At 55.7% G+C, this 21613-nt stretch carries 18 protein-coding genes; 13 read left to right on the top strand and 5 right to left on the bottom strand.

The annotated features are described in order from the left end of the window. Positions 1 to 93: 93 nt before the first annotated feature. Positions 94 to 1251 carry a pyridoxal phosphate-dependent aminotransferase gene (locus tag KGP26_RS05675; RefSeq protein ID WP_223665138.1) on the top strand — a complete coding sequence of 386 codons (1158 nt, stop codon included), beginning with the start codon at positions 94 to 96 and terminating at the stop codon, positions 1249 to 1251. Further along, positions 1239 to 2012, top strand: coding sequence for an amidohydrolase (locus KGP26_RS05670; protein WP_021805606.1), 774 nt, complete (start codon positions 1239 to 1241; stop codon positions 2010 to 2012). Before KGP26_RS05675 ends, KGP26_RS05670 begins: the two co-directional genes overlap by 13 nt. Here the strand turns inward: KGP26_RS05670 and hpxK are convergent. The 3 genes from hpxK to KGP26_RS05655 form a co-directional block, all read right to left on the bottom strand. Further along, positions 1955 to 3274: an allantoate amidohydrolase gene (gene hpxK, locus KGP26_RS05665; protein ID WP_094983022.1), complete on the bottom strand. Its 1320-nt coding sequence runs from the start codon at positions 3272 to 3274 to the stop codon at positions 1955 to 1957. The genes KGP26_RS05670 and hpxK overlap by 58 nt on opposite strands. Then, on the bottom strand, positions 3274 to 4515 hold the full coding sequence (locus tag KGP26_RS05660; protein ID WP_223665137.1) for an alanine--glyoxylate aminotransferase family protein: 1242 nt from the start codon (positions 4513 to 4515) through the stop codon (positions 3274 to 3276). Before KGP26_RS05660 ends, hpxK begins: the two co-directional genes overlap by 1 nt. Before the next feature lie 191 nt (positions 4516 to 4706). Continuing rightward, positions 4707 to 5546, bottom strand: a complete 840-nt coding sequence (locus KGP26_RS05655) for a MurR/RpiR family transcriptional regulator (RefSeq protein ID WP_021181942.1) — start codon at positions 5544 to 5546, stop codon at positions 4707 to 4709. A gap of 166 nt (positions 5547 to 5712) precedes the next feature. Between KGP26_RS05655 and KGP26_RS05650 the strand changes: the two genes are divergently transcribed. Then, positions 5713 to 5991, top strand: a complete 279-nt coding sequence (locus KGP26_RS05650; protein ID WP_021181943.1) for a CopG family ribbon-helix-helix protein — start codon at positions 5713 to 5715, stop codon at positions 5989 to 5991. Next, positions 5979 to 6269: a type II toxin-antitoxin system RelE/ParE family toxin gene (locus KGP26_RS05645; protein WP_021805609.1), complete on the top strand. Its 291-nt coding sequence runs from the start codon at positions 5979 to 5981 to the stop codon at positions 6267 to 6269. The genes KGP26_RS05650 and KGP26_RS05645 overlap by 13 nt, the downstream gene beginning before the upstream one ends. Here the strand turns inward: KGP26_RS05645 and KGP26_RS05640 are convergent. Both KGP26_RS05640 and KGP26_RS05635 read right to left on the bottom strand, forming a co-directional pair. After that, the gene (locus KGP26_RS05640; protein ID WP_179249125.1) at positions 6266 to 7144 is read right to left on the bottom strand and encodes a siderophore-interacting protein; all 879 of its coding nucleotides are present in this window, start codon (positions 7142 to 7144) and stop codon (positions 6266 to 6268) included. The two genes, KGP26_RS05645 and KGP26_RS05640, sit on opposite strands and share 4 nt — an antisense overlap. A gap of 1 nt (position 7145) precedes the next feature. Then, positions 7146 to 8372 (bottom strand): MFS transporter, encoded by a 1227-nt coding sequence (locus KGP26_RS05635; RefSeq protein ID WP_094983019.1) that lies wholly within the window; start codon positions 8370 to 8372, stop codon positions 7146 to 7148. A gap of 133 nt (positions 8373 to 8505) precedes the next feature. On the opposite strand from KGP26_RS05635, the gene KGP26_RS05630 reads away from it, so the two are divergent. The 9 genes from KGP26_RS05630 (at position 8506) to KGP26_RS05590 (ending at position 21613) form a co-directional block, all read left to right on the top strand. After that, a complete protein-coding gene (locus tag KGP26_RS05630) occupies positions 8506 to 10236 on the top strand; it encodes an IucA/IucC family siderophore biosynthesis protein (RefSeq protein ID WP_094983018.1) in 1731 nt (576 codons plus the stop codon). After that, positions 10233 to 11183, top strand: coding sequence for a GNAT family N-acetyltransferase (locus KGP26_RS05625; RefSeq protein ID WP_094983017.1), 951 nt, complete (start codon positions 10233 to 10235; stop codon positions 11181 to 11183). Before KGP26_RS05630 ends, KGP26_RS05625 begins: the two co-directional genes overlap by 4 nt. Further along, entirely contained in the window at positions 11180 to 12928 is a 1749-nt protein-coding gene (gene iucC / locus KGP26_RS05620) for an aerobactin synthase IucC (protein ID WP_223665136.1), read from the top strand. Before KGP26_RS05625 ends, iucC begins: the two co-directional genes overlap by 4 nt. After that, positions 12925 to 14250: a lysine N(6)-hydroxylase/L-ornithine N(5)-oxygenase family protein gene (locus KGP26_RS05615; RefSeq protein WP_223665135.1), complete on the top strand. Its 1326-nt coding sequence runs from the start codon at positions 12925 to 12927 to the stop codon at positions 14248 to 14250. The genes iucC and KGP26_RS05615 overlap by 4 nt, the downstream gene beginning before the upstream one ends. A 22-nt stretch (positions 14251 to 14272) precedes the next feature. Further along, positions 14273 to 16468 carry a TonB-dependent siderophore receptor gene (locus tag KGP26_RS05610; protein WP_166734218.1) on the top strand — a complete coding sequence of 732 codons (2196 nt, stop codon included), beginning with the start codon at positions 14273 to 14275 and terminating at the stop codon, positions 16466 to 16468. Positions 16469 to 17041: 573 nt separating this feature from the next. Further along, positions 17042 to 17497: a winged helix-turn-helix domain-containing protein gene (locus tag KGP26_RS05605; protein WP_223665134.1), complete on the top strand. Its 456-nt coding sequence runs from the start codon at positions 17042 to 17044 to the stop codon at positions 17495 to 17497. 125 nt (positions 17498 to 17622) lie between these two features. After that, complete coding sequence (locus tag KGP26_RS05600) at positions 17623 to 18201, top strand: fimbrial protein (protein WP_094983013.1); 579 nt, start codon at positions 17623 to 17625, stop codon at positions 18199 to 18201. 72 nt (positions 18202 to 18273) lie between these two features. Then, entirely contained in the window at positions 18274 to 19005 is a 732-nt protein-coding gene (locus tag KGP26_RS05595) for a molecular chaperone (protein ID WP_209523803.1), read from the top strand. Between the two features lie 49 nt (positions 19006 to 19054). Continuing rightward, positions 19055 to 21613 carry a fimbria/pilus outer membrane usher protein gene (locus KGP26_RS05590; protein ID WP_223665133.1) on the top strand — a complete coding sequence of 853 codons (2559 nt, stop codon included), beginning with the start codon at positions 19055 to 19057 and terminating at the stop codon, positions 21611 to 21613.

Here is a 21613-nt window from a genome sequence, read left to right as displayed (position 1 = left end):
CCTGATGGCTACGGACGTCTAAACGTCTTGATTGCTAAACATTAACATCGTGCTATATTATTCGCAACATAAGCGCCAGGAGAAAGAGCCTGAATGAGTACCGCACCTGTCCCAGCCAGCAAGTTACCCGACCTCGGCACCACCATCTTTACCCAGATGAGCGCTCTGGCGCAGCAGCATCAGGCGATTAACCTGTCGCAGGGCTTCCCGGATTTTGATGGCCCGGAGTATTTAAAACAGCGACTGAGCTGGCACGTCAGCCAGGGGGCAAACCAATACGCACCGATGACGGGCGCAGCGCCGCTGCGTGAGGCCATTGCGGAAAAAACCGCTCAGCTCTACGGCTGGCAACCCGATGCCAATAGTGAAGTGACCGTCACTGCGGGTGCAACCGAAGCGTTGTTCGCTGCAATCAGCGCCCTGGTACGCTCCGGCGATGAAGTGATTTGCTTCGACCCAAGCTACGACAGCTATGCGCCGGCGGTACAGCTTTCCGGCGGCGTTCTGAAACGCATTGCCCTGCAACCGCCAGCCTTCAAGGTCGATTGGCAACGGTTTGCCGAACAGCTTTCACCGCGCACGCGACTGGTGATCCTCAACACTCCGCAGAACCCCTCCGCCACGGCCTGGTCGGCAGAGGATATGCAGCAGCTATGGGCCGCCATCGCCGATCGGGAAATCTATATCCTCAGCGATGAGGTTTACGAACATATCTGTTTTGCCAAAGGGGGGCACGCCAGCGTGCTGGCCCATCCGCAACTGCGTCAGCGGGCGATCGCCGTTTCCTCGTTTGGCAAAACCTTCCATATGACCGGCTGGAAAGTGGGTTATTGCGTGGCCCCGGCAACGTTAAGTGCCGAGGTGCGCAAGGTTCACCAGTATCTGACGTTCTCGGTCAACACCCCTGCCCAGTTAGCCTTGGCCGATATGCTGCGCAATGAGCCAGAACACTGGCAGCAGCTACCCGCGTTCTACCGAGCCAAACGCGATCGTTTTGTGCAGGCGTTAGCTAACAGCAGGCTGGAAATTCTGCCCTGTGAAGGCACTTACTTCTTGCTGGCCGATTACAGCACCATTTCCGATCTGGATGACGTCGCCTTCTGCCATTGGCTGACCGAGCACGCAGGCGTGGCGGCGATCCCGCTGTCCGTTTTCTGTGCCGATCCTTTCCCCCATAAACTGATCCGGCTGTGCTTCGCGAAGCAAGATGCCACGCTGGATGCCGCTGCGGAGCGCCTATGTCGACTCTAAAAATTACCCTGTTGCAGCAACCGCTGGTCTGGCGCCAAGGTGAGGCCAATCTGCGCCATTTCGATGCCTTGTTGCCCTCAATGACCGGCCGCGATCTGATTGTACTGCCGGAAATGTTTACTACCGGCTTTGCTATGGATGCCGGGGAAAGCGCATTGCCTGAACAACAGGTGATCGACTGGTTACACACTTGGGCGGTGAAAACCAACGCCTTGGTGGGTGGCAGCGTAGCGTTGAAAACGGCCGAAGGGGCGGTTAACCGTTTCCTGCTGGTGGAGCCCGGCGGCAAGGTGCATGGCTATGATAAACGCCATCTGTTCCGCATGGCCGGTGAACACCAACACTATCAGGCTGGGAAACAGCGCACCATTTTCGAATGGCGCGGCTGGCGTATCCTGCCGCAGATCTGCTATGACCTGCGCTTCCCGGTGTGGTCACGCTATCAGCAGGATTACGATCTGGCCCTGTACGTGGCCAACTGGCCTGCGGCGCGCAGTATGCACTGGCAAACGCTGCTGGCAGCACGGGCGATTGAAAACCAGATTTACGTGGCGGGGTGCAACCGCGTGGGCGAGGACGGTAACGGCCTGAATTATAGCGGTGACAGCCTGATTATCAGCCCGCAAGGGGAACGGTTGGCCAGCGCAGAACCAGGCCAGGCGGCGAGGCTGGATGCCGAGCTTTCGCTGGAAACGCTACAAACCTACCGCAACGCGTTCCCTGCCTGGCGTGATGCGGATGGCTTCCAACTGCATGACTGAGTAGGGGATATCGCGGGCCAATTCGCCACGATTTGGCAATAAGCCTGAACTGCCTGCGCTACGTCGCAGGGGGTTACAGCCTCATCAGGATGATGGCTGATCCCCCCAGCACAACGGACAAACAGCATCCCCACCGGCCAACGGGCGGCGACAGCAATGGCATCATGCCCCGCACCGCTAGGCAACATCGGGCTGCTCCCTTGTACCTGCACTACCGCGTCATACCAACGCTGCTGCAACTGAGGGTCACAAGCGGTAGCCGGTATACGGTAGAACTCCTCGCTGTCGAAGCCGACTCCGCGACGCGCGCCAATGTTCTGCGCATGTGCCAGTAATTCGGCCAGCAACGCGTCTAGCGACACATCCTGCGGGCCACGCACGTCGAGGGATAACCTGACCTGCCCAGGGATCACATTAACAGCCCCCGGTAAGCTTTCGATCTGACCGACCGTGGCAACCACATGCGGATCGTATTCCATGGTGTGCCGCTCAACCGTGACCATCCATTCAGCGGCGGCAGCCAGCGCATCCTGGCGCTGCCCCATCGGCACGGTCCCTGCATGACCAGAATGTCCGGTAAAAGTACAGTTGAGGCGGCGCGCACCGTTAATCGCCGTGACCACTCCCAGAGCCTGACCGGCGGCCTCAAGACAAGGCCCTTGCTCAATATGCAGTTCGAGATAGGCGCAGATCGAGTCTTGTGCACGCTCGGCAGAACCCACAGCCGCAGGATCAAGGCCCACCTCACGCATAGCCTCGGCCACGCTGATGCCCTCAGCATCGGTACATGCCAGCCAATCCTCTGCCCACTGACCGGTGATCCCTTTACTGCCGAGCAAGGTAATGCCAAAACGGGTGCCCTCCTCGTCGGCAAAACCGATCACCTCGATCGCCTGTGGCAAACGCCGATTACGGCTATGCAACAAGGCGACAACTTCGAGCGCGGTCAAAACCCCCAGCATGCCATCGTAGCGCCCCGCGTTGCGCACCGTATCCAGATGAGAGCCCAGCAGCAGCGCCGGTGCGGCCGGTTGCAGCCCTTCGTAACGTCCGCAGATATTGCCCACGCCGTCTTGCCAGACCTCCATCCCCAGCTCACGCATCCATTTCCCAACCAGCTGGTTGGCGCGTAAATGTTCTGGGGAGAGATAAACCCGCGTCAGTTGGCCTGGCGTGCTGCTGATGGCCGCCAATTCGTCGCAGCGAGCCATCACTCTGGCCGCGGCTCGTTCCGCTTCCAGAGGGGTCAGCAGCATTGCCATCAGTTGTGCTCGGCCTCGTAAATGTTCCATGCTGCCTGCATAGCTTCACCCTGCGGGCTAACAAAACCGAGACGGTGCAGTACCGCTTCCAGCGCGGCCAACGTTTGCAGCACGCAGTCTTTCCGCGCGTTATACCCCATGGTGCCAATCCGCCAGATCTTGCCCTGCAACGGGCCAAACGAGGTGCCGATTTCAATGGCGAAATCATTGAGCATCATCTGGCGTACCTGCTCGCCATGGATGCCCTGCGGGATCACTACGCCCAGCACGTTGTTCATCTTGTTGGCGATATCGCCAAAGACCTCCAGCCCCATTCCCTGGATCCCGGCCAACATCGCCGCGCCATTCAATTTATGGCGGGCAATAGCGTTATCCAGCCCTTCCTCCAGGATCACCCGTGCACATTCACGTGCAGCAAACAGCATGCTGGTGGCTTCCGTATGGTGATTCAGGCGCTCCGGCCCCCAATAATCCATGATCATGCCGAGATCGAAATAGTTGGAGTAGATCATCTCGTCGTCCCCGTCTGCATGATCGACGGTACGGATCCCTTCTTCAACGCACTTACGGCGGCGCACGATCTCTTCAAACTGCGGGCTAAGGGTGATTGGAGAACTGCCGGAAGGACCACCGAGGCATTTTTGCAGCCCTGCTGACACCGCATCTAAACCCCAGGCATCGGTTTCCAACTCGTTACCGGCGAACGAGGCGGTAGCATCGGTATAGAACAGGACGCCGTGGCGGCGGCAGATATCCCCTAATTCTGCCAGCGGTTGCAGCATGGTGGTGGAGGTATCTCCTTGCACCGTCAGTAATAGGCGTGGCCGTGCTTTTTTGATCGCATCCTCGATCCGATCGGCACTGAATACTTCACCCCAAGGCGCTTCGATGGTGTGCACTTCGGCACGGCAGCGGCGGGCGATTTCACACAACAGATGGCCAAAACGGCCAAATACCGGCACCAGCACTTTATCGCCAGGCCGAATGGCAGAGACCAGCATCGCCTCGATACCGGCACGCGAAGTCCCGTCTATCAGCATCGTCCAGCGGTTCTGCGTGCGGAACAGGGCGCGATACAGCTCCATCACCTGATTCATATAGCCGGTCATGGCCGGATCGTATTGGCCAATCAACTGGCTGGACATGGCACGCAGCACACGCGGATCGGCATTGATCGGCCCTGGGCCCATCAGTAGGCGGTGCGGTGGATTGATTTGATCGAATTGGTTGATAGCTAGCATGTTCATTCCTTGTCAACTTAATAACTTAGCCTGGAGATTGCTACGTCTGCGACCGGCCGGTTTTTTGTTATTGCTAGATTATCGTCAAGCGAGAAAGGATGAAACAAAAGATTCTTAAATTATTTATCTGCAACTAAAGAATCAATAGACGCAGCATGCAGCACCCGTTTAGCCGCGTGAAAACCAACGCTTCAGCGCTGCTCCAACTCCTCCAGATCGCTGAACAGATTGGCGACCTGATGAATACGCTGCCGCCCTTGCGACAACCTGTCATGCAGCAACGCATTGCTCAGCAGGCTCGCCAGGCTCATGGCGCTAGAGTAACTGTCAAACGCCGAGACGCTATCGAGCGGCGTCATCAAATGCCAGCTAGCCAACGGGATCAGCGCCTGGGCCTGTGGTTCGCAGATCAATAACGTTGGCACCTGCTTGATCTGCAACTGTTGCAATATCTCTCGCGCCAGGCGTGGACGGCGGCGAAACGCGACTACCACCACCATATCCTGTGGCCCCAGATCCACCAGATCTTCGGCCAAGGTCTGGCCCGGCTGCGGTATTAACAAAACCTGCTCACGTACCTGCATCAGTTGCTGGCGCAAATGCATCGCGACGGGATAACTGTTGCGCATCCCCAACAGCAGCAGCCGCCGGGATTGCCCCATGGCCGCGATCACCGCGCCAAACTGTGCCGCATCAATCTGCTGCACCCAGTGCGTCAGATTGGCCATTTCCTGCTGGTAATGGCGAGCCAGCAAGGTATTGCCCTGCACCGCGTCACGGTTCTCGGTCAATGGCATACCGCTTTGGCGCAGGGTGCGCAGCTCGTCACGCATTGCGCGATAGCTGGCATAGCCCAGGCGTTTGAACAAACGGCTGACCGTGGCCTTGGACACCCCGCTCAGGCGCGCCAACTCGGTGCTGTTATAGCTAATCAGGTCGTCAAAGTGATCGAAGATAAAGTCGGCCACCCGCTGCTCTTGAGGGGCCAATTGCGGATATTCGCTGCGCAAGCGCTCATCAATCTGTTTCATTGCCATGTTCCGCTGTAACTTTTGTTTCAGCGGAACATAGCACAGCAGCCAAAGCGGCTGCCAGCGTTGAAATTTGGATAGTCATGCATGCTCAAAAACTAGACAATGGAGTATAAAAGAATTTATAGTAGCCAAAGGTATTACCTTTCACGACTGAGGACGACTTATGGCTACCGCGACGTCAATTAAAATCGATGAAGAACTTAAGCTACGTGTGCAGCAAATTGCCCTAGCACGCCAGCGTACAGCTCATTGGATTATGCGTGAAGCGATCCGGGAATATGTCGAGCGTGAAGAAAAACGCGAAGCGCTACGCAATGATGCATTGCGAGCATGGGAAACCTATCAAGCTGATGGTAAACATCTAACCCAGGAAGAAGCCGATAACTGGCTGGCTAATCTGGAAAAAGGCGATGATACGGAGATCCCGGAGTGTCACAATTAAAATGGTCACCAGCGGCATTAGCTGATGTGCAACGGCTATACCTTTTTTTGGCAGAAAAGGATAGCGACACGGCAAAGCGCGCTATCAGCAAGATCCGCCGTAGCGTAAAAATTCTGGCTCTACAACCACAGGTAGGTCGTCCGGTGGAGGAGATGCCTCACCAATACCGCGAATGGCCTATTGAATTTGGCAGCAGCGGCTACGTGGTACTGTATCACTTTGATGGCACAGTCGCCGTGCTCTTGGCGGTGCGCCATCAGCTTGAAGCGGGTTACTAGCACCAGTACGCCATAAAGTTCACCGTGGAACGGTCCAGATCGCGTTCGCCAATCAGGTAACGTCGCAACGTTTTCACCACCGAAGACTCAGCAGCCACCCAGGCGTAAAAGGTCTTAGCCCCTTCGGCACGCTCCCACAGCAAATCCCCGCCGAGGCTGTTTTCAGCCAGAGACTGCGCTTCAGCCCGTGCCGAGGCAGGGATGTTAACTCGCTGACGCACCGCCTCCACCAGCAGCGTGCCATGCAGTTGCTGATGCCCAACGTCCCGTGGCAGCCAGTAAACCTCGGCAAACGGGAAGTGCGCCATATCGAGGCAGTCCCCCGCTACCGGCACTTCGAAGAAAGCCTGCACACGCGGCGGGTTAACCTGCTGCGCCAACTGCTCGAGGATACCCATCGCCGCCGGCAGTGCCGTTTCATCGGCGATCAGCAGCGCCTGCCGGGTTTGCGCCGGAGGGGCCCACTCATAGCCGCCGCTGTCCTCAGCAAAATCGGCATTCGGCGCTACAGCCTGCAGTTTATCTCCCGCAACGGCATGCGTTGCCCAGGCAGAGGCCGGGCCATTAATGCCATGGAGCACGAACTCCACGTCCATTTCATTCTCAGCAGCACGCAATGCCCGCAACGTGTAGGTACGCATCACGGGCCGTTGCTCCTTCGGTATCGCCATGTAGTTACGGTACCAATCGTCGCTATTCGCCAACGGCTGGATCGGCCCTTCCGCTACCGGGAACAACAGCTTGATCCGCTGATCCGGGGCTTCCAACTTCATGCGCTGGACCTCTGGGCCGGTAAACACGCAGCGCAGCAGCGAGGGGGAAACGTTTTCCTTGTGCTTCAAGGTAAGATCAAAGATGCGATAGCTTGCGGACATATCACTCACTCTCCCGTGCAATGTCTGCCATTCGATGCTGGCACCATAGCCAGCTGCTAATGCCGCCCAACAGGACGGCGGCTACCAGTGCCGCCGCCACCAACTGCGACTCACCGTAAAATTTACTCACCACCGGCACCATCAGCGCGCTCGCGCCGTAGCCCAGCGTATGGCTGGTGGCGATCGCTCCCGCCCCTTTGCCGGTGGATAACTTATCGTTCAGCATCAGTTGATAGCCCGGCGTCGCCATCGCGGCCCCAAACGAAGCCAGCGCACAGCCAAGATAAAACAGCGCCAGCGGAGCGGTACACATCAGCCCCAAGCCAGCGATCATCAACCAAGCGGCAACCATCAGTAGCTGCGGCGGAGTAAGGCGCTGCGGTCGCACCACCAAAAACTGCGCCAACAACGTGCAACCTGCCGCCACGCTGAGCAATACCGCCACATGGTGGCTGACGGTCGTCGCCGAATGACTGAACAGCTGCTGCAAATGCGGAGCCAAGCCCAACTGCATCAGGCTGACACAGCCCGCCAGCAGCAACGCACACAATAAATAGGGCATCATCGTCAGCCGCAGGCGGTTTTGCTGATGTGCCACAGCAGGCAGCGGAGGATCGTTATGCTGGCGGCAGATCACCAACAGCGCGATCAACGGCGCAATCGCCATCAACCACAGCGGAGCCATCGGGTGCAAAGACAGCGCCAGGGCCGCACACAGCGGGCCAAGCAACCGGCCACAGCTCAGGCCGGAACTGATAGTGGCCAACGCCGCCATACGTTGTTCATACCCAGCGCGTTGCAGCGCCCAAGTCTGGCTGGCGGGCACCATGCCCGATACCGTCAGGCCGTAGATAATGCGCGCCACAATCAAGCCAGCCAGCCCCGCCATTTCAGGCAGCCAGCCAGCAGCCAGCCCCCACACGGCCAAGGCCAATAACACAAAGCTGAGCAGGTAACCCGCCAGGGCCATAAGCACCACGTATTTACAGCCGCGAATTTCTGCCTGTCGCCCCCACCAGGGAGAGCCGACCAGAAATAACATCGATCCCAGCGTCAGCAAGCCAGCCCACACCGACAGCGAGAGCTGGGTCAGGCTGACCAACACGGGTAATGCGACCAGCAAGCCATTTTGCCCAATGCCCAATAGCCCGGCACAAAACGCCAGCGGCCAGTTTGAAGGAGAATCATTACCAATTGCAACGATTTTTGAACCCGAAAATAAGCGCATTAAGTAAAATAACCGTTAAAAAAATGATGTTTTTATGTGTAATTAATCAAAAAATTGTATCATGCGGTGATTGATAATAATAAGAACTATTGATATAAGAATCATTCTCAATCGCTCCAGAGTGACAAGGGTCATGACCATCCAGTTAGCAAGCGCAGCAACCGATGTGGCAGCGCAATGTTTCCTCAACGCACTAATGCGTGAAACCCGGGACTGGCACATCGTTCCGGCAACCGATAGCCAACAACCTCAGCTACATCTCCCACTTTCGGATAGCCAGTTCATTCGCATTCCATTACGGCACATCTCGCCAACCCAACATCATCAATATCAGTTCCCCGCCAGCCTGAATGGCAACGGTGAAGCGCTGAGTTTTGAGCGGTTGGTTACGTTGTTGCTGGCCAAACCGTCGATAAAAGGCCATCTGAGTGAGGAGGTTTTGGCACGCTTTCGCCAGCGAGTGCTGGAAAGTCATGACAATACCCAACAGGCGATCGCCATCCGGCTGGACTGGCCAAAGCTACGTGACCAGCCGCTGAATTTTGCCCAGGCAGAACAGGGGTTATTAGCTGGCCATGCCTTCCACCCGGCTCCGAAATCCCATGAGCCCTTCGATCAGAAGCAGGCACAGCGCTATCTGCCAGATTTCGCAGGCAGCTTCCCCCTACGCTGGTTTGCGGTAGATAAACACCACCTGTGTGGTGACAGCCTGGATCTAACGTTACAGCAGCGCCTGCAGCGCTTTGCCGCAGAAAGCGCGCCGCAGTTGTTAGGCCATTTTACCGATGACGTCTGGCTGCTGCCGATGCATCCGTGGCAGGCCGATTATCTGCTGGCACAAAGCTGGTGCCGCGAGTTGGTCGAACAGCACAAGCTGAGCGATCTGGGTGAGGCCGGTGAGCGTTGGCTGCCAACCAGCTCTTCACGTTCGCTGTATCACGCGGGCAGCCGCGACATGATCAAGTTTTCCCTTAGCGTACGGCTAACCAACTCGGTGCGTACCCTGTCGGTCAAAGAAGTGAAGCGTGGCATGCGTCTGGCACGCCTGGCACAGACCTCCCGCTGGCAGGAGTTGCAAGCTCGTTATCCAACGATGCGTGTGATGCAGGAAGATGGCTGGGCCGGGTTACGTTCCGCAGACGGCACGATCCAGGAAGAGAGCCTGATGGCGCTGCGCGATAACCTGCTGTTCGGCCAGGCACAGAACCAGACCAACGTGTTGGTTACCCTGACACAGGCAGCGCCAGACGGTGGCGATAGCCTATTAGCTGCGGCAGTGCGCCGCCTGGCTGCCCGCCTGAACTTACCGTTGCAGCAGGCCGCCCATTGCTGGCTGGATGCTTACTGCCAGCAGGTGCTGCTACCGCTGTTCAGCGCCGAAGCCGACTACGGCCTGGTGTTGCTGGCCCATCAGCAAAACATTCTGGTGGAAATGCAGCAAGACTTGCCGGTGGGCATGCTGTACCGCGATTGCCAGGGCAGCGGCTTTACCCGCGATGCCACGCCTTGGTTGGATGAAATCGGCGAAGCCGAAGCGGAGAACCGCTTTAGCGAGCAGCAGCTGTTGCGCTACTTCCCTTACTACCTGCTGGTGAACTCTACGTTGGCCGTGACCGCCGCAATGGCGGCAGCAGGGTTCGACAGTGAAGAGAGCCTGATGAGACGAGTACGGGATGCGTTAATCACGCTGCGTAACACGGCGAAAAATACCCGCTGCCTGGACTATGTGCTCGACAGCCAACATTGGAACTGCAAGGGCAACTTCTTCTGCTATCTGCACGATCACAATGAGAACACCATTGTCGATCCGGCGGTGATCTACTTTGATTTCACCAATCCGCTGCGCGTGGAGGCCGCCCAATGATGCCCGTTGCCAAGATTGTTCACGCCACCAGCGGATTCCGCTGCGAACTGCTGGGGAAAAACCTGTCCCTTAGCCTGGGATTGGACGGCAGCGCTGCGTTGCATTATCCAGGCTCACTACCGGCAGGCTGGTTGATCCAGGCATTGGATCAGTTGCTGATCGCGGCTCCACAGCTGAGCGGCATTGCCCTGCCCTATGCCGAATGGCGCGAGGAACCACAGGCTCTGGCACTGTTCGCCCAGGCCTGCGGTGATTACCTGGCCCGTGAAACCTTCTATCAGTTGCCGCTGTGGCTGATCGCTGAACGCCAAACCGCTGGCGGCCAGATGCAATACGACGCCGAGCGCGAGCTGTGGTTCCCGCAGCGCCCTGCCAGACCCAGCGGTGAGGTTTATCGCCGCTACGATCCACAAATCAAACGCAGCTTGAGTTTCCGTTTGCCAGAGGTGGAGCGCGACGCCGAGCAGTTCACCCGTTGGATGAACTCCCCCCGTGTTGACGCCTTCTGGGAAATGAGCGGTCCGCTCGAGGTTCAGGCCGCCTATTTACAGCGCCAGCTAGATTCCAGCTATTGCTACCCGCTGCTGGGCTGCTTTGACGACCAGCCGTTTGGCTATTTCGAAGTTTACTGGGCACCCGAAGATCGCATTGGCCGCCACTATCGCTGGCAGCCGTTCGATCGCGGCCTGCACATGCTGGTCGGTGAAGAGGACTGGCGTGGCGCGCAGTACATCCGCAGCTGGCTACGTGGCCTGACCCACTATTTATACCTGGATGAACCCCGCACCACTCGCGTCGTGGCCGAGCCACGCGCAGACAATCAGCGGCTGTTCCGCCATCTGCCCACTGCTGGCTACCACACGCTGAAAGAGTTTGATTTCCCCCATAAGCGTTCACGGCTGATCGTGAACCAGCGTGATGACTTCTTCCGTGAGGGACAGGTATGAGCCGCCACGATTACGCCGATTGGCAACGCGTTAACCTGCAGATGACCGCAAAAATCCTGGCGGAACTGGAGTACGAGCGCACCTTGCAGGCCGAGGAACACGGCGGCCAATGGCAAATAGCCCTCGGTGACGCGACTTACAGCTTTAACGCCAAACGCGGGATCTGGGGTTGGTTGCACATCGACGCCAACAGCCTGAGTTGCGATCGCCTGCCGCTGGCCGCCGATCAAACGCTGCGGCAACTGGCGCAGGTGCTGAAGATGGGCGACGCGCAGATCGCCGAACATTTGGAAGATTTGTATGCCACGCTACGCGGTGACATGCAGTTACTCACCGCTCGCCACGGGATGAGCGCCAACGATCTGATTGCGCTGGATGCCGACGCGCTGCAATGCCTGCTGGCAGGCCACCCGAAGTTCGTCTTCAACAAGGGGCGTCGTGGCTGGGGGCTGACGGCGCTGCAACAATATGCGCCAGAATATCAGGGCCAGTTCCAGCTGCACTGGGTGGCCGCCAAACGCAGCAGCTTTGTCTGGTGCATTGACGAGGACTTCCCGCTAGAAAACTTGCTCAACAGCGCGATGGACAGCGTGGAACGCCAGCGCTTTGACCGCCGTTGGCACGACCTGAAGTTGAACAACGACTGGCTGCCGGTGCCGCTGCACCCATGGCAATGGCAGCAAAAAATTGCGCTGCATTTCCTGCCACAACTGGCCAGCGGTGAACTGGTTGAGCTGGGCGAGTTTGGCGATCGCTATCTGGCTCAGCAGTCCCTGCGCACTTTGACCAATACCAGCCGCCGGGTGCCCTTCGATATCAAGCTGCCGCTGACCATTTACAACACCTCCTGCTATCGCGGCATTCCGGGCAAGTACATCAGCGCCGGGCCTGCGGCTTCACGCTGGTTACAGCAGATTTTCGCCAGTGACAGCACCTTGCAGGCCAGCGGCGCCCAGATCCTGGGTGAACCGGCGGCCGGCTATCTGGCCCACCCAACCTACGGCGCGCTGCCCAAGGCCCCGTACCGTTATCAGGAAATGCTCGGGGTGATCTGGCGTGAAAACCCGTCCTGTTATCTGCAACCGGGCGAACAGGCGATCCTGATGGCAACGCTGATGGAAACCGACAATCAGGGTGAACCACTGATCGCCGCCTACATCGCCCGTTCTGGCCTGAGCGCAGAGGCGTGGCTAGCGCAGATGTTCCAGGCGGTAGTGCTGCCGATGTACCACCTGATGTGCTGCTACGGGGTGGCGCTGATCGCCCACGGCCAGAACATCACATTAGTGATGAAAGACCATGTGCCGCAACGCGTGCTGCTAAAAGATTTCCAGGGCGATATGCGCCTGGTAGATCAGGACTTCCCACAGGCCTCTTCACTGCCGCAGGTGGTAAAAGACGTCACGGTGCGCCTGCCTGCCGACTATCTGATCCATGACCTGCAAACCGGGCACTTCGTCACCGTGCTGCGTTTCATTTCGCCGCTGATGAGCGGCTGCGGCATAAGCGAACCGCGTTTCTATCAAGTGCTGGCACAGGTGCTGGAGCGCTATATGGCGCAGCATCCGCAGCTGGCCGACCGCTTTGCCCTGTTCGACCTTTTCAAACCACAGATTATTCGCGTGGTACTCAACCCGGTGAAACTCACCTATTCAGAGCAGGATGGCGGCAGCCGCATGTTGCCGAACTATCTGCAAGATCTGGATAACCCTCTTTATTTGGTCTCCAAGGAGTTTGCCCAATGAATCAGCCTCTGGATTTCATCGGCATCGGCGTCGGCCCATTCAATCTGAGCATTGCCGCACTTGGCAGTGAGGTTACCGGCTTTAACAGCAAGTTTTTCGAACGCAAACCGCACTTCTCCTGGCACCCGGGCATGATGGTGCCGGACTGCCATATGCAGACCAGTTTCCTCAAGGATCTGGTCAGCGCGGTTTCGCCGACCAACCCGTACAGTTTTCTCAACTACCTGGTGAAAAGGAAGAAGTTCTACCGCTTCCTGACCACCGAGCAGCGCACGGTCTCCCGCGAAGAGTTCGCCGACTATCTCGATTGGGCGGCTAACGGGCTGGAGACGCTCGAGTTCAGCCAAGATATCCGCAGCGTGGATTTTGACGACCAGCAACGCCAATTTGTTGTCTCCACCCAGCGTGATGTCTACCGGGCTCGCCATATCTGCTTGGGGATAGGCAAACGCCCCAAGCTGCCGGACTGCGTCAGCGAGCAGAACGATCGCTGCTTCCATGCCAGCGAAATGAGCCTGCGTAACCCGGATCTTACCGGCAAACGCGTCACCGTTATCGGCGGCGGCCAAAGCGGTGCCGATCTGTTTTTGAATATTTTCCGCGCCGAGTGGGGCCAGCCCAAGCAGTTGAACTGGATCTCGCGCCGCAACAATTACAACGCGCTGGATGAGGCCGCCTTCGCCAATGAATACTTCACGCCAGAATATGTAGAAAGCTTCTACACCCTGAGCGACAGCGCCAAACAGCGCATGCTGACCGAGCAGAAAATGACGTCGGACGGCATCACCAGCGGATCGCTGCTGGCGATTTACCGGGCGATGTATCACCGCTTTGAAGTGTTACGTGAAAAGCCTTGGGCCCACCTGCTGCCTAGCCGTTCATTGGCCGCGATGCACGCATCCGGCAATGGCTATCAGTTGGTCACCCATCACCATCTCGATCAGGGCAAGGAAACCTTCGACTGCGACGTGGTGATCTTCGCCACCGGTTATCAGCAAGACCGCCCGGCGTTTCTCGCACCGCTAGCCAATCGCCTGTTGACCACGGCGAACGATGAGTATCGCATCACGCCGGATTTCACCCTGGAATGGCAGGGTCCGAGCGAAAACTGTCTGTTTGCCGTCAACGCCGGCATGCACAGTCATGGCATTGCCGAACCCCAGCTCAGCCTGATGGCCTGGCGTTCGGCCCGTATTCTCAACCGGGCATTAGGACGCGACCAGTTCGACTTAACGTCCACCCCGGCTGTGATCCAATGGCGTAGCCAGCAGGCAGCGGTCACCGCCCAAACTGCACACGACGCCATCTTTAACTTTAACTAACCATGGAAACGTTTGAACAACAATGAAACGCAGACACCTCTGGGTACTAAACCCTTGCCTGTTGGCCATGCTCGCACCAACAGCCTGGGCAGAAGAACAAAAAAATGATGACCAACTGGTGGTTTCCGCCAGCCGCTCTCACCGCAGCGTAGCGGAAATGGCCCAGACCACCTGGGTGATCGAAGGCCAGGAAATTGAGCAGCAGGTGCAGGGCGGTAAAGAGATCAAGGATGTGCTGTCGCAGCTGATCCCGGGCATGGACGTCAGCAGCCAGGGCCGTACCAACTACGGCATGAACCTGCGTGGCCGCTCGATGATGGTGATGATCGACGGCGTGCGCCTGAACTCATCGCGCAGCGACAGCCGCCAGCTAGATTCAATCGATCCGTTCAACATCGCCCATATTGAGGTGATTTCCGGGGCTACCTCGCTGTACGGCGGCGGCAGCACCGGTGGCCTGGTCAACATTGTGACCAAGAAGGGCCAGGAAGAAAAACAGGTTGAGCTGCAGCTTGGCGGTAAAACCGGCTTTAACAGCAGCAGCGATCACGATGAAAACGTGGCGGCAGCGGTCAGCGGCGGCACCGATAAGGCTTTCGGGCGCCTGTCGGTTTCCTATCAGCGTTACGGCGGCTGGTATGACGGCAAAGGCGACGAGGTGCTGATCGACAACACCCAAACCGGCCTGCAATATTCCGATCGTATTGACCTGATGGGCACCGGCACCATCAACATCGACGATCACCAGCAGTTGCAGCTGACCACGCAATATTTCAACAGTGAGTCAGACGGTAAGCACGGCCTGTATCTGGGGCAAAACTTCTCGGCGGTGACCGGCAAGGGGCAAGCCTACAACAGCGGCAATCTGGATTCGGATCGCATTCCAGGCACCGAGCGCCATCTGATCAACCTGCAATACTCCAACACCGATTTCTGGGGCCAGGATCTGGTGGCGCAGGTGTATTATCGTGATGAATCGCTGACCTTCTATCCGTTCCCGACCCTGAGTGGCGGCAAGGTAACCAGCATCGGCGCTTCGCAACAGAAAACCGACTTCTACGGCGGCAAGCTGACCCTGAACAGCAAACCGATCGATAGCCTGACGCTGACCTACGGCTTTGATGCCGACCATGAAAGCTTCAATGCCAACCAGCAGTTCTTCAATCTGGCGCAGGCCCAGCAGTCTGGCGGTATGACGCTGCAAAATGCCTACAACGTCGGCCGCTATCCGAGCTATACCACTACCAATCTGGCACCGTTCATGCAGGCCAGCTACGACATCGATCCGATGTTTACCCTGAGCGGCGGCGTGCGCTACCAGTACACCGAAAACAAGGTGGATGATTTTGTTGGCTACGCACAGCAACAAGGGATCGCCAACGGCCTGGCGACCTCTGCCGATGCCGTGCCGGGCGGTAAAACCGACTACAATAACGCGCTGTTCAACGCCGGTTTGCTGGCCCATCTGACAGAACGCCAGCAGACCTGGTTCAACTTCTCACAAGGGTTTGAGATCCCGGATCTGGCCAAGTATTACGGCTCCGGCACCTATAAGCTGGTGAATGGCCACTATCAGCTGCAAAAAAGTGTCAACGTCAATGACTCCAAGCTGGACGGCATCAAGGTTGACTCCTACGAGCTGGGCTGGCGCTACAATGGCGACAATCTGCGTACCCAGGTTGCGGCCTACTATTCTCTGTCAGACAAGACCATCACCATCAACAAAACCGACATGACCATCAACATGAACGCTGACAAACGTCGGATTTATGGCATGGAAGGCGCGGTGGACTACTTCTTCGACGACAGCGAATGGAGCACCGGTGCCACCTTCAACCTGATCAAGTCCGAAACCAAGACCGATGGCAAATGGGAGAAGTTGACCGTCGACACCGCCAGCCCGTCGAAAGCCACCGCCTACGTCAACTGGGCACCGGGTGACTGGACGGTGCGCGTGCAGTCGCAGCAGACCTTCGACGTTTCCGACAGTCAGGGCCGCAAGCTCGACGGCTATAACACCATTGACGTCCTCAGCAGCTATGCCCTGCCGGTCGGCAAGGTCAGCTTCAGCGTAGAGAACCTGTTGGACAAAGACTACACCACCGTGTGGGGCCAACGTGCGCCAATCCTGTATAGCCCAACCTACGGCGCGCCGGAGTTGTACAGCTATAAAGGCCGTGGCCGCACCTTTGGTTTGAACTACTCAGTGCTGTTCTAAGACCTCTCCGATATCACCAGGCCGAATTCCTCTATTCGGCCTGCTTCTCATCCGTACAAAGGCTGCAAGCCCCTTCAATACTAAAATCATAAATAAAAAAACATAGATATGTTCAACATCTATACACACCTGTTATTATTGCGATTTATCCTACTTGCGAATGGCAAGAATAAAATATAAGATAAAAAGTCATTAGGATTCCTCCGAATACAAAATCCGTCAGTTTCGCAGACTATTTCAACTTGACTTCACTCCGCGACTTTTAAAAGAAAAAACAAAAACAATAGGCAATAACGCCACCAAAACAGCATATTATGCTTATGCATTAAATTCCCTACAGTAATAACATTAAATATCAAAATACAACCAATAAACAGACAAAAACAAACGAAAATATCAAAAAAAAGCCAATAAAAAGATTTAAATTCTTTTTATTTCGGTTATTTTTTTATTCTTATGAATTGACATTAAGTCTTCAGGCAATAATATATAAAGCCAATGTGTGGAAATGACAGTTCCAATTAACGAAGTCAGAGCCAGACAGTTTTAGCAGCGGATGCGGCGGAGTTGATAATGGATGATACGATTCAAATTAAATATGTAGCAACCCCAATCACCAAGACGAGTGAGAGTGGGTTATTACTTTTTGGCTACATCATCAATGATGAGTATCTGGTAGATATCAAATCGGGTTCCGTAATCAAACTCTATAACACGATAGAGTACCATCAGCATGATGACGACCGATTTACCAACTATCTAAAACTGCGTGAAACAATGCTGCGCTTACTGATATATCTATTGGCACACGCCAACTGTGGCTATGTTTCCAACCAGGAGTTACTGGTACAGGTTTGGGAGAATTATAACCTCTCCTCCTCAACCACCAGATTGACCCAAGTTATTTCCGAGCTTAGGGCGAGGTTAAGTAAAATTGGTATCGCCGATGACTTTATTAAAAGCTCGCGAGGAAAAGGATATACCTTACGTGGGGCGTCTGTAACTCCGCTGTATATAAAAAAAATATGATTTGATTGTTTATCACCGCCAAAAAAGGGAACAGTATTTTCACTGCCATAGTGAAATGACGGCTCTGTTGTTACTCCATGTAACGTTCAGAGTATTTTAAGGATAATTAACAAGGATCATATGCAATGAAAAAAACCACATTAGTAGTGGCTCTCTCACTGGCTATCGGCGGCTTTGCCGCAGTTCCGGCTTCTGCCGCCATCACCGTAGCGGGTGGTAATATCAATTTCACCGGCGAAGTCACTGACGCAACCTGCCTGATCAACGACCAGACGCCAAATGGTGCTGTCGATCTGAACGTGCCTTTGGAAACGGTCAGTGCCAGTGAATTAAGCTTTGCCGGTGCCACAGCCAAGCCTGCGCCGTTTACCATCAGACTGGGCGGCCCTTCTGATTTAAACTGCACCGACGGCAAGATTGCTTCAGTGTATTTTGAGCCAACCAGCCCGGCTATCGATAATGCGACTGGTTGGTTGAAAAATACTTCAGCAACCGATCCTGCGGCCAATGTTCAGGTACAAATTCTGAACGGCGAAACCAACAGCCCGATCAACCTGGTATCCGGCAATAACAACCATGCGCCGAAAACCATCGTCAATCAAACTGCCGAATATACCTACTTTGGCCAGTATGTTGCTGTGGGTGGCGCGGCAGGCCCAGGCCAAGTTGCCTCTACGGTTAAATACAGCATCGTTTATCAATAAAACCTGACTGAATAGGTTATGGCTCTGTTACCACAGGGCCATATTTGCCACGTCTATACTGACGAGATTGTTATGCGCTTGATTAAAAAATATTGGCTACTGCTATCGCTGTTAAGCGGATTTTTTTCCTCCTCCTTGCATGCCGGTATCGTCATATCTGGTACGCGCGTGATCTACCCAAGTGATGCCAAAGAAGTCACCCTGAAGCTGGAAAATAAAAGCCGTTTTCCGCTATTGGTTCAATCCTGGATAGATGCAGGCGATGCGAATTCAGCCCCTGAGGACAGCGATGTTCCTTTTATAATCATGCCACCGGTTTCACGAGTTGAGCCCGCCAAGACGCAAACCTTACGTATTACCTCAACGCCGTTGGTAAGCCACGCCACCGACCGCGAGACGCTATATTGGATCAACGTACTTGAAGTCCCTCCCCAGTCGAAAGGGGATCAGAATTACCTCTCCATCGCCTATCGCAACCGCCTGAAGGTATTTTACCGCCCTTCCACGTTGCCAGGGCTGTCACTGGAAACCATGGATAAGGTGAGTTGGCAACGGCAAGGGGAAAAATTGTTCGCTAAAAACCCCACGCCATACCATATCAGCTATGCCTCCGTGCAATTATCTGGGTATGGCATCGCCTCGGTAGCCGGCACTGATGGCGGCATGATCGCCCCCTTCTCTGAGCAAACCTTTCAACTAAAACGCGATAACAAGGTTATTGCGGCGCCACCAAATAGCGTAATCACCAAGGCGATTAATGACTATGGGGCTTTTATTGAAAAAACATACCCGTTAGGCCGCTGACATCACCCTTTTTCAGAAGTATTGGCTTATCTGAGTCATCAAGGATGCTATGACTAGGTGTAAACCGACAATAAAAACCGTGCTGAAGTGGTTTCTTTCATGTGCCATGGTTTCAGCCACTTCCAGCTATGCGGCAGACACGCCGGAAGAAGTGACATTCGACCCCAGTTTTTTCCCTGGCGGTAAGGTCGGAACATTCGATCCGGCCCAATTCAGCCGCAGTAACGTCGTTGTTCCTGGTATCTACACCGTGGCGATCGAGCTTAATGGCCAGCGGATCGGCAATGAAAAAATCCAGTTTAAGGCCCAGCCGGGCAATAACCTGCAAACCCTTCCCTGCTATCCGGGCAGTTTCTTCTCGTTGCTCAATTTGAGCGCAGAGAAACTATTGGCTCAGATCCCTGCCGTGCAATTGGCGCCATTAGTGCAAGAGGGCTATTGCGGTTCACTCAGTGAACTCCTGCCCGGGGCCACCGTTAGCTTTGATGTCGGCGAACAAAAGCTGACGTTGACGATACCGCAGTTGCTGCTCACCAAGACACCGCGTGGCTATGTCAATCCCGAGCTGTGGGAGGATGGCTTAACCGCCTTGATAGTGAACTACAACGCCAACGTTTATCAGTCAAGACAGCGGGAAAACAGCAACACCTACGGCTATCTCGGGCTGCGTAACGGTCTGAACGTCGGCCCTTGGCGCGTGCGAAATAACGGCAGCGTCAATTGGTCCTCGGGAAAGAGTGGCGGGGATTACAAAAGCACATCTTCCTATATCAGCCGCGATGTTACCGCGCTGCAATCTCAATTGATCCTGGGTGACGCCTTTACCAGTGGCGAACTGTTTGACGGCATACGTTTCCGAGGGGTCAGACTTTATTCTGATGACCGCATGCTACCTGACGCTCTACGTGGCTACGCCCCCGTAGTACGTGGCATAGCCAATACCAACGCCAGAGTGATCATTACTCAGAATGGTTACACGCTCTATACCACTACGGTATCTCCAGGGCCTTTCGAGATCGACGATCTCTACCCCACCAGCTATGGAGGGGAATTGACCGTACAAGTAGAAGAGGCCAATGGCCAATTGAGATCCTTCACGGTTCCCTATGCTTCAGTGACTCAAATGTTGCGGCCAGGGATAAGCCGCTACGAAGTGGCTGCAGGTAAAGTGAATAATGATGGGTTGGCAAACAAGCCTGAATTTGGCAGCCTGACCTACCAGTTGGGCCTGAGTAATTTCATTACCGGCTACACCGGCGCCACCGCCAGCAAAGGGTACCTCTCGGCCTTATTGGGTGGCGCTATGAACACGTTTATCGGCGCACTCTCATTCGATGTCACCCAGGCGAAAACCCGGTTGCCCGGCCAGCACCCGCGTTCAGGGCAAAGCTATCGTATCGGCTTCAGCCAGATGTATCCAGAAACACAAACCAGCTTCTCAGTGGCCGCTTATCGTTACTCAACCGACGGTTTCCTGAGCTTGAATGACGCTGTGCAGCTGCGCGATCTGGCCTTGCGTAATGGAAATGTCGATGCCTATGGACGTCAACGCAGCCTGTTTACGCTTTCGGTCAACCAGCAACTGGGAGAAGGCTGGGGAAGCCTATATGCCACCGGCAATCATACCTCTTACTGGAACCAGAGTCGTTCGCAACAGAGCCTACAGCTAGGCTATAGCAATTTCTGGCACAATCTCAGCTATACCCTCTCGGTCAACCGAACGCTAAGCGGGCAACTCACAGGAAATACAGAAGAGAGAACGCCGGATCGGCGGGAAACCCAATACGCGTTGACGCTCTCGTTACCGCTAGGCTCGAACCTCCATGCGCCAACGCTCAATGCTACCGGCACTACCGACGATAAGGGGAACACTGGCCTGATTGGCCTGTCGGGCAATATGGGTGAACAGAATCAGTTTAACTATGTCGTCAGCACCAGCCGGAATACCGAAGGCAATAGCAACTTTTTCAACGGTGGCATTGGCTACCGCTCAACCCTTGCCCATATGGGCGCAAACTATAGCTATGGGCAGGGAAACCGGCAGGTTTCAGCAAGCATGGATGGTGCCCTGGTGGCCCACCGTGGCGGTATCACTTTAGGGCAATCACTTGGCGAAACAGGCGGTCTGGTGCGGGCGCCTGGTGCTGAAGGCGCTCTCGTTACCAGCGCTCCGGGCGTTCAGATCGACCGTTTTGGCTATGCCATCGTCCCTTACCTGCGGCCCTATTATCTCAATCAGGTCGATATCGATCCCAAGGGCAGTTCACAGGACGTAGAGTTGCTGTCTACCCGCAATACCACGGCCCCCCGCGCCGGTGCCGTGGTCCTGCTTGATTATGAAACCAAACGCGGCAAGGTGACCTACATCAGAGCCAAGCGACCGGACGGTAGCCCACTGCCCTTCGCTGCCAACGTCTATGATGCGCAGAACAACGCCGTGGGGGTTGTCGGCCAGGCCAGCCTGGTGGTGGCTCGCGATCTCGACCTGAAAGGCGTGTTGCAAGTGAGATGGGGGGATAGTCAGGCGGAACATTGCAGCATCCATTATTCGCTGCAGCCAAGCACCGCTGAAGACAGCAGACAGTTGATCCAAGGAGTCTGCCAATGA

Origin of the sequence: Serratia sp. JSRIV002 (assembly GCF_019968725.1) — a bacterium.
Taxonomy (GTDB): Bacteria; Pseudomonadota; Gammaproteobacteria; order Enterobacterales; family Enterobacteriaceae; genus Chania; species Chania fonticola_B.
This window is presented reverse-complemented; position numbering and strand designations above follow the sequence as displayed.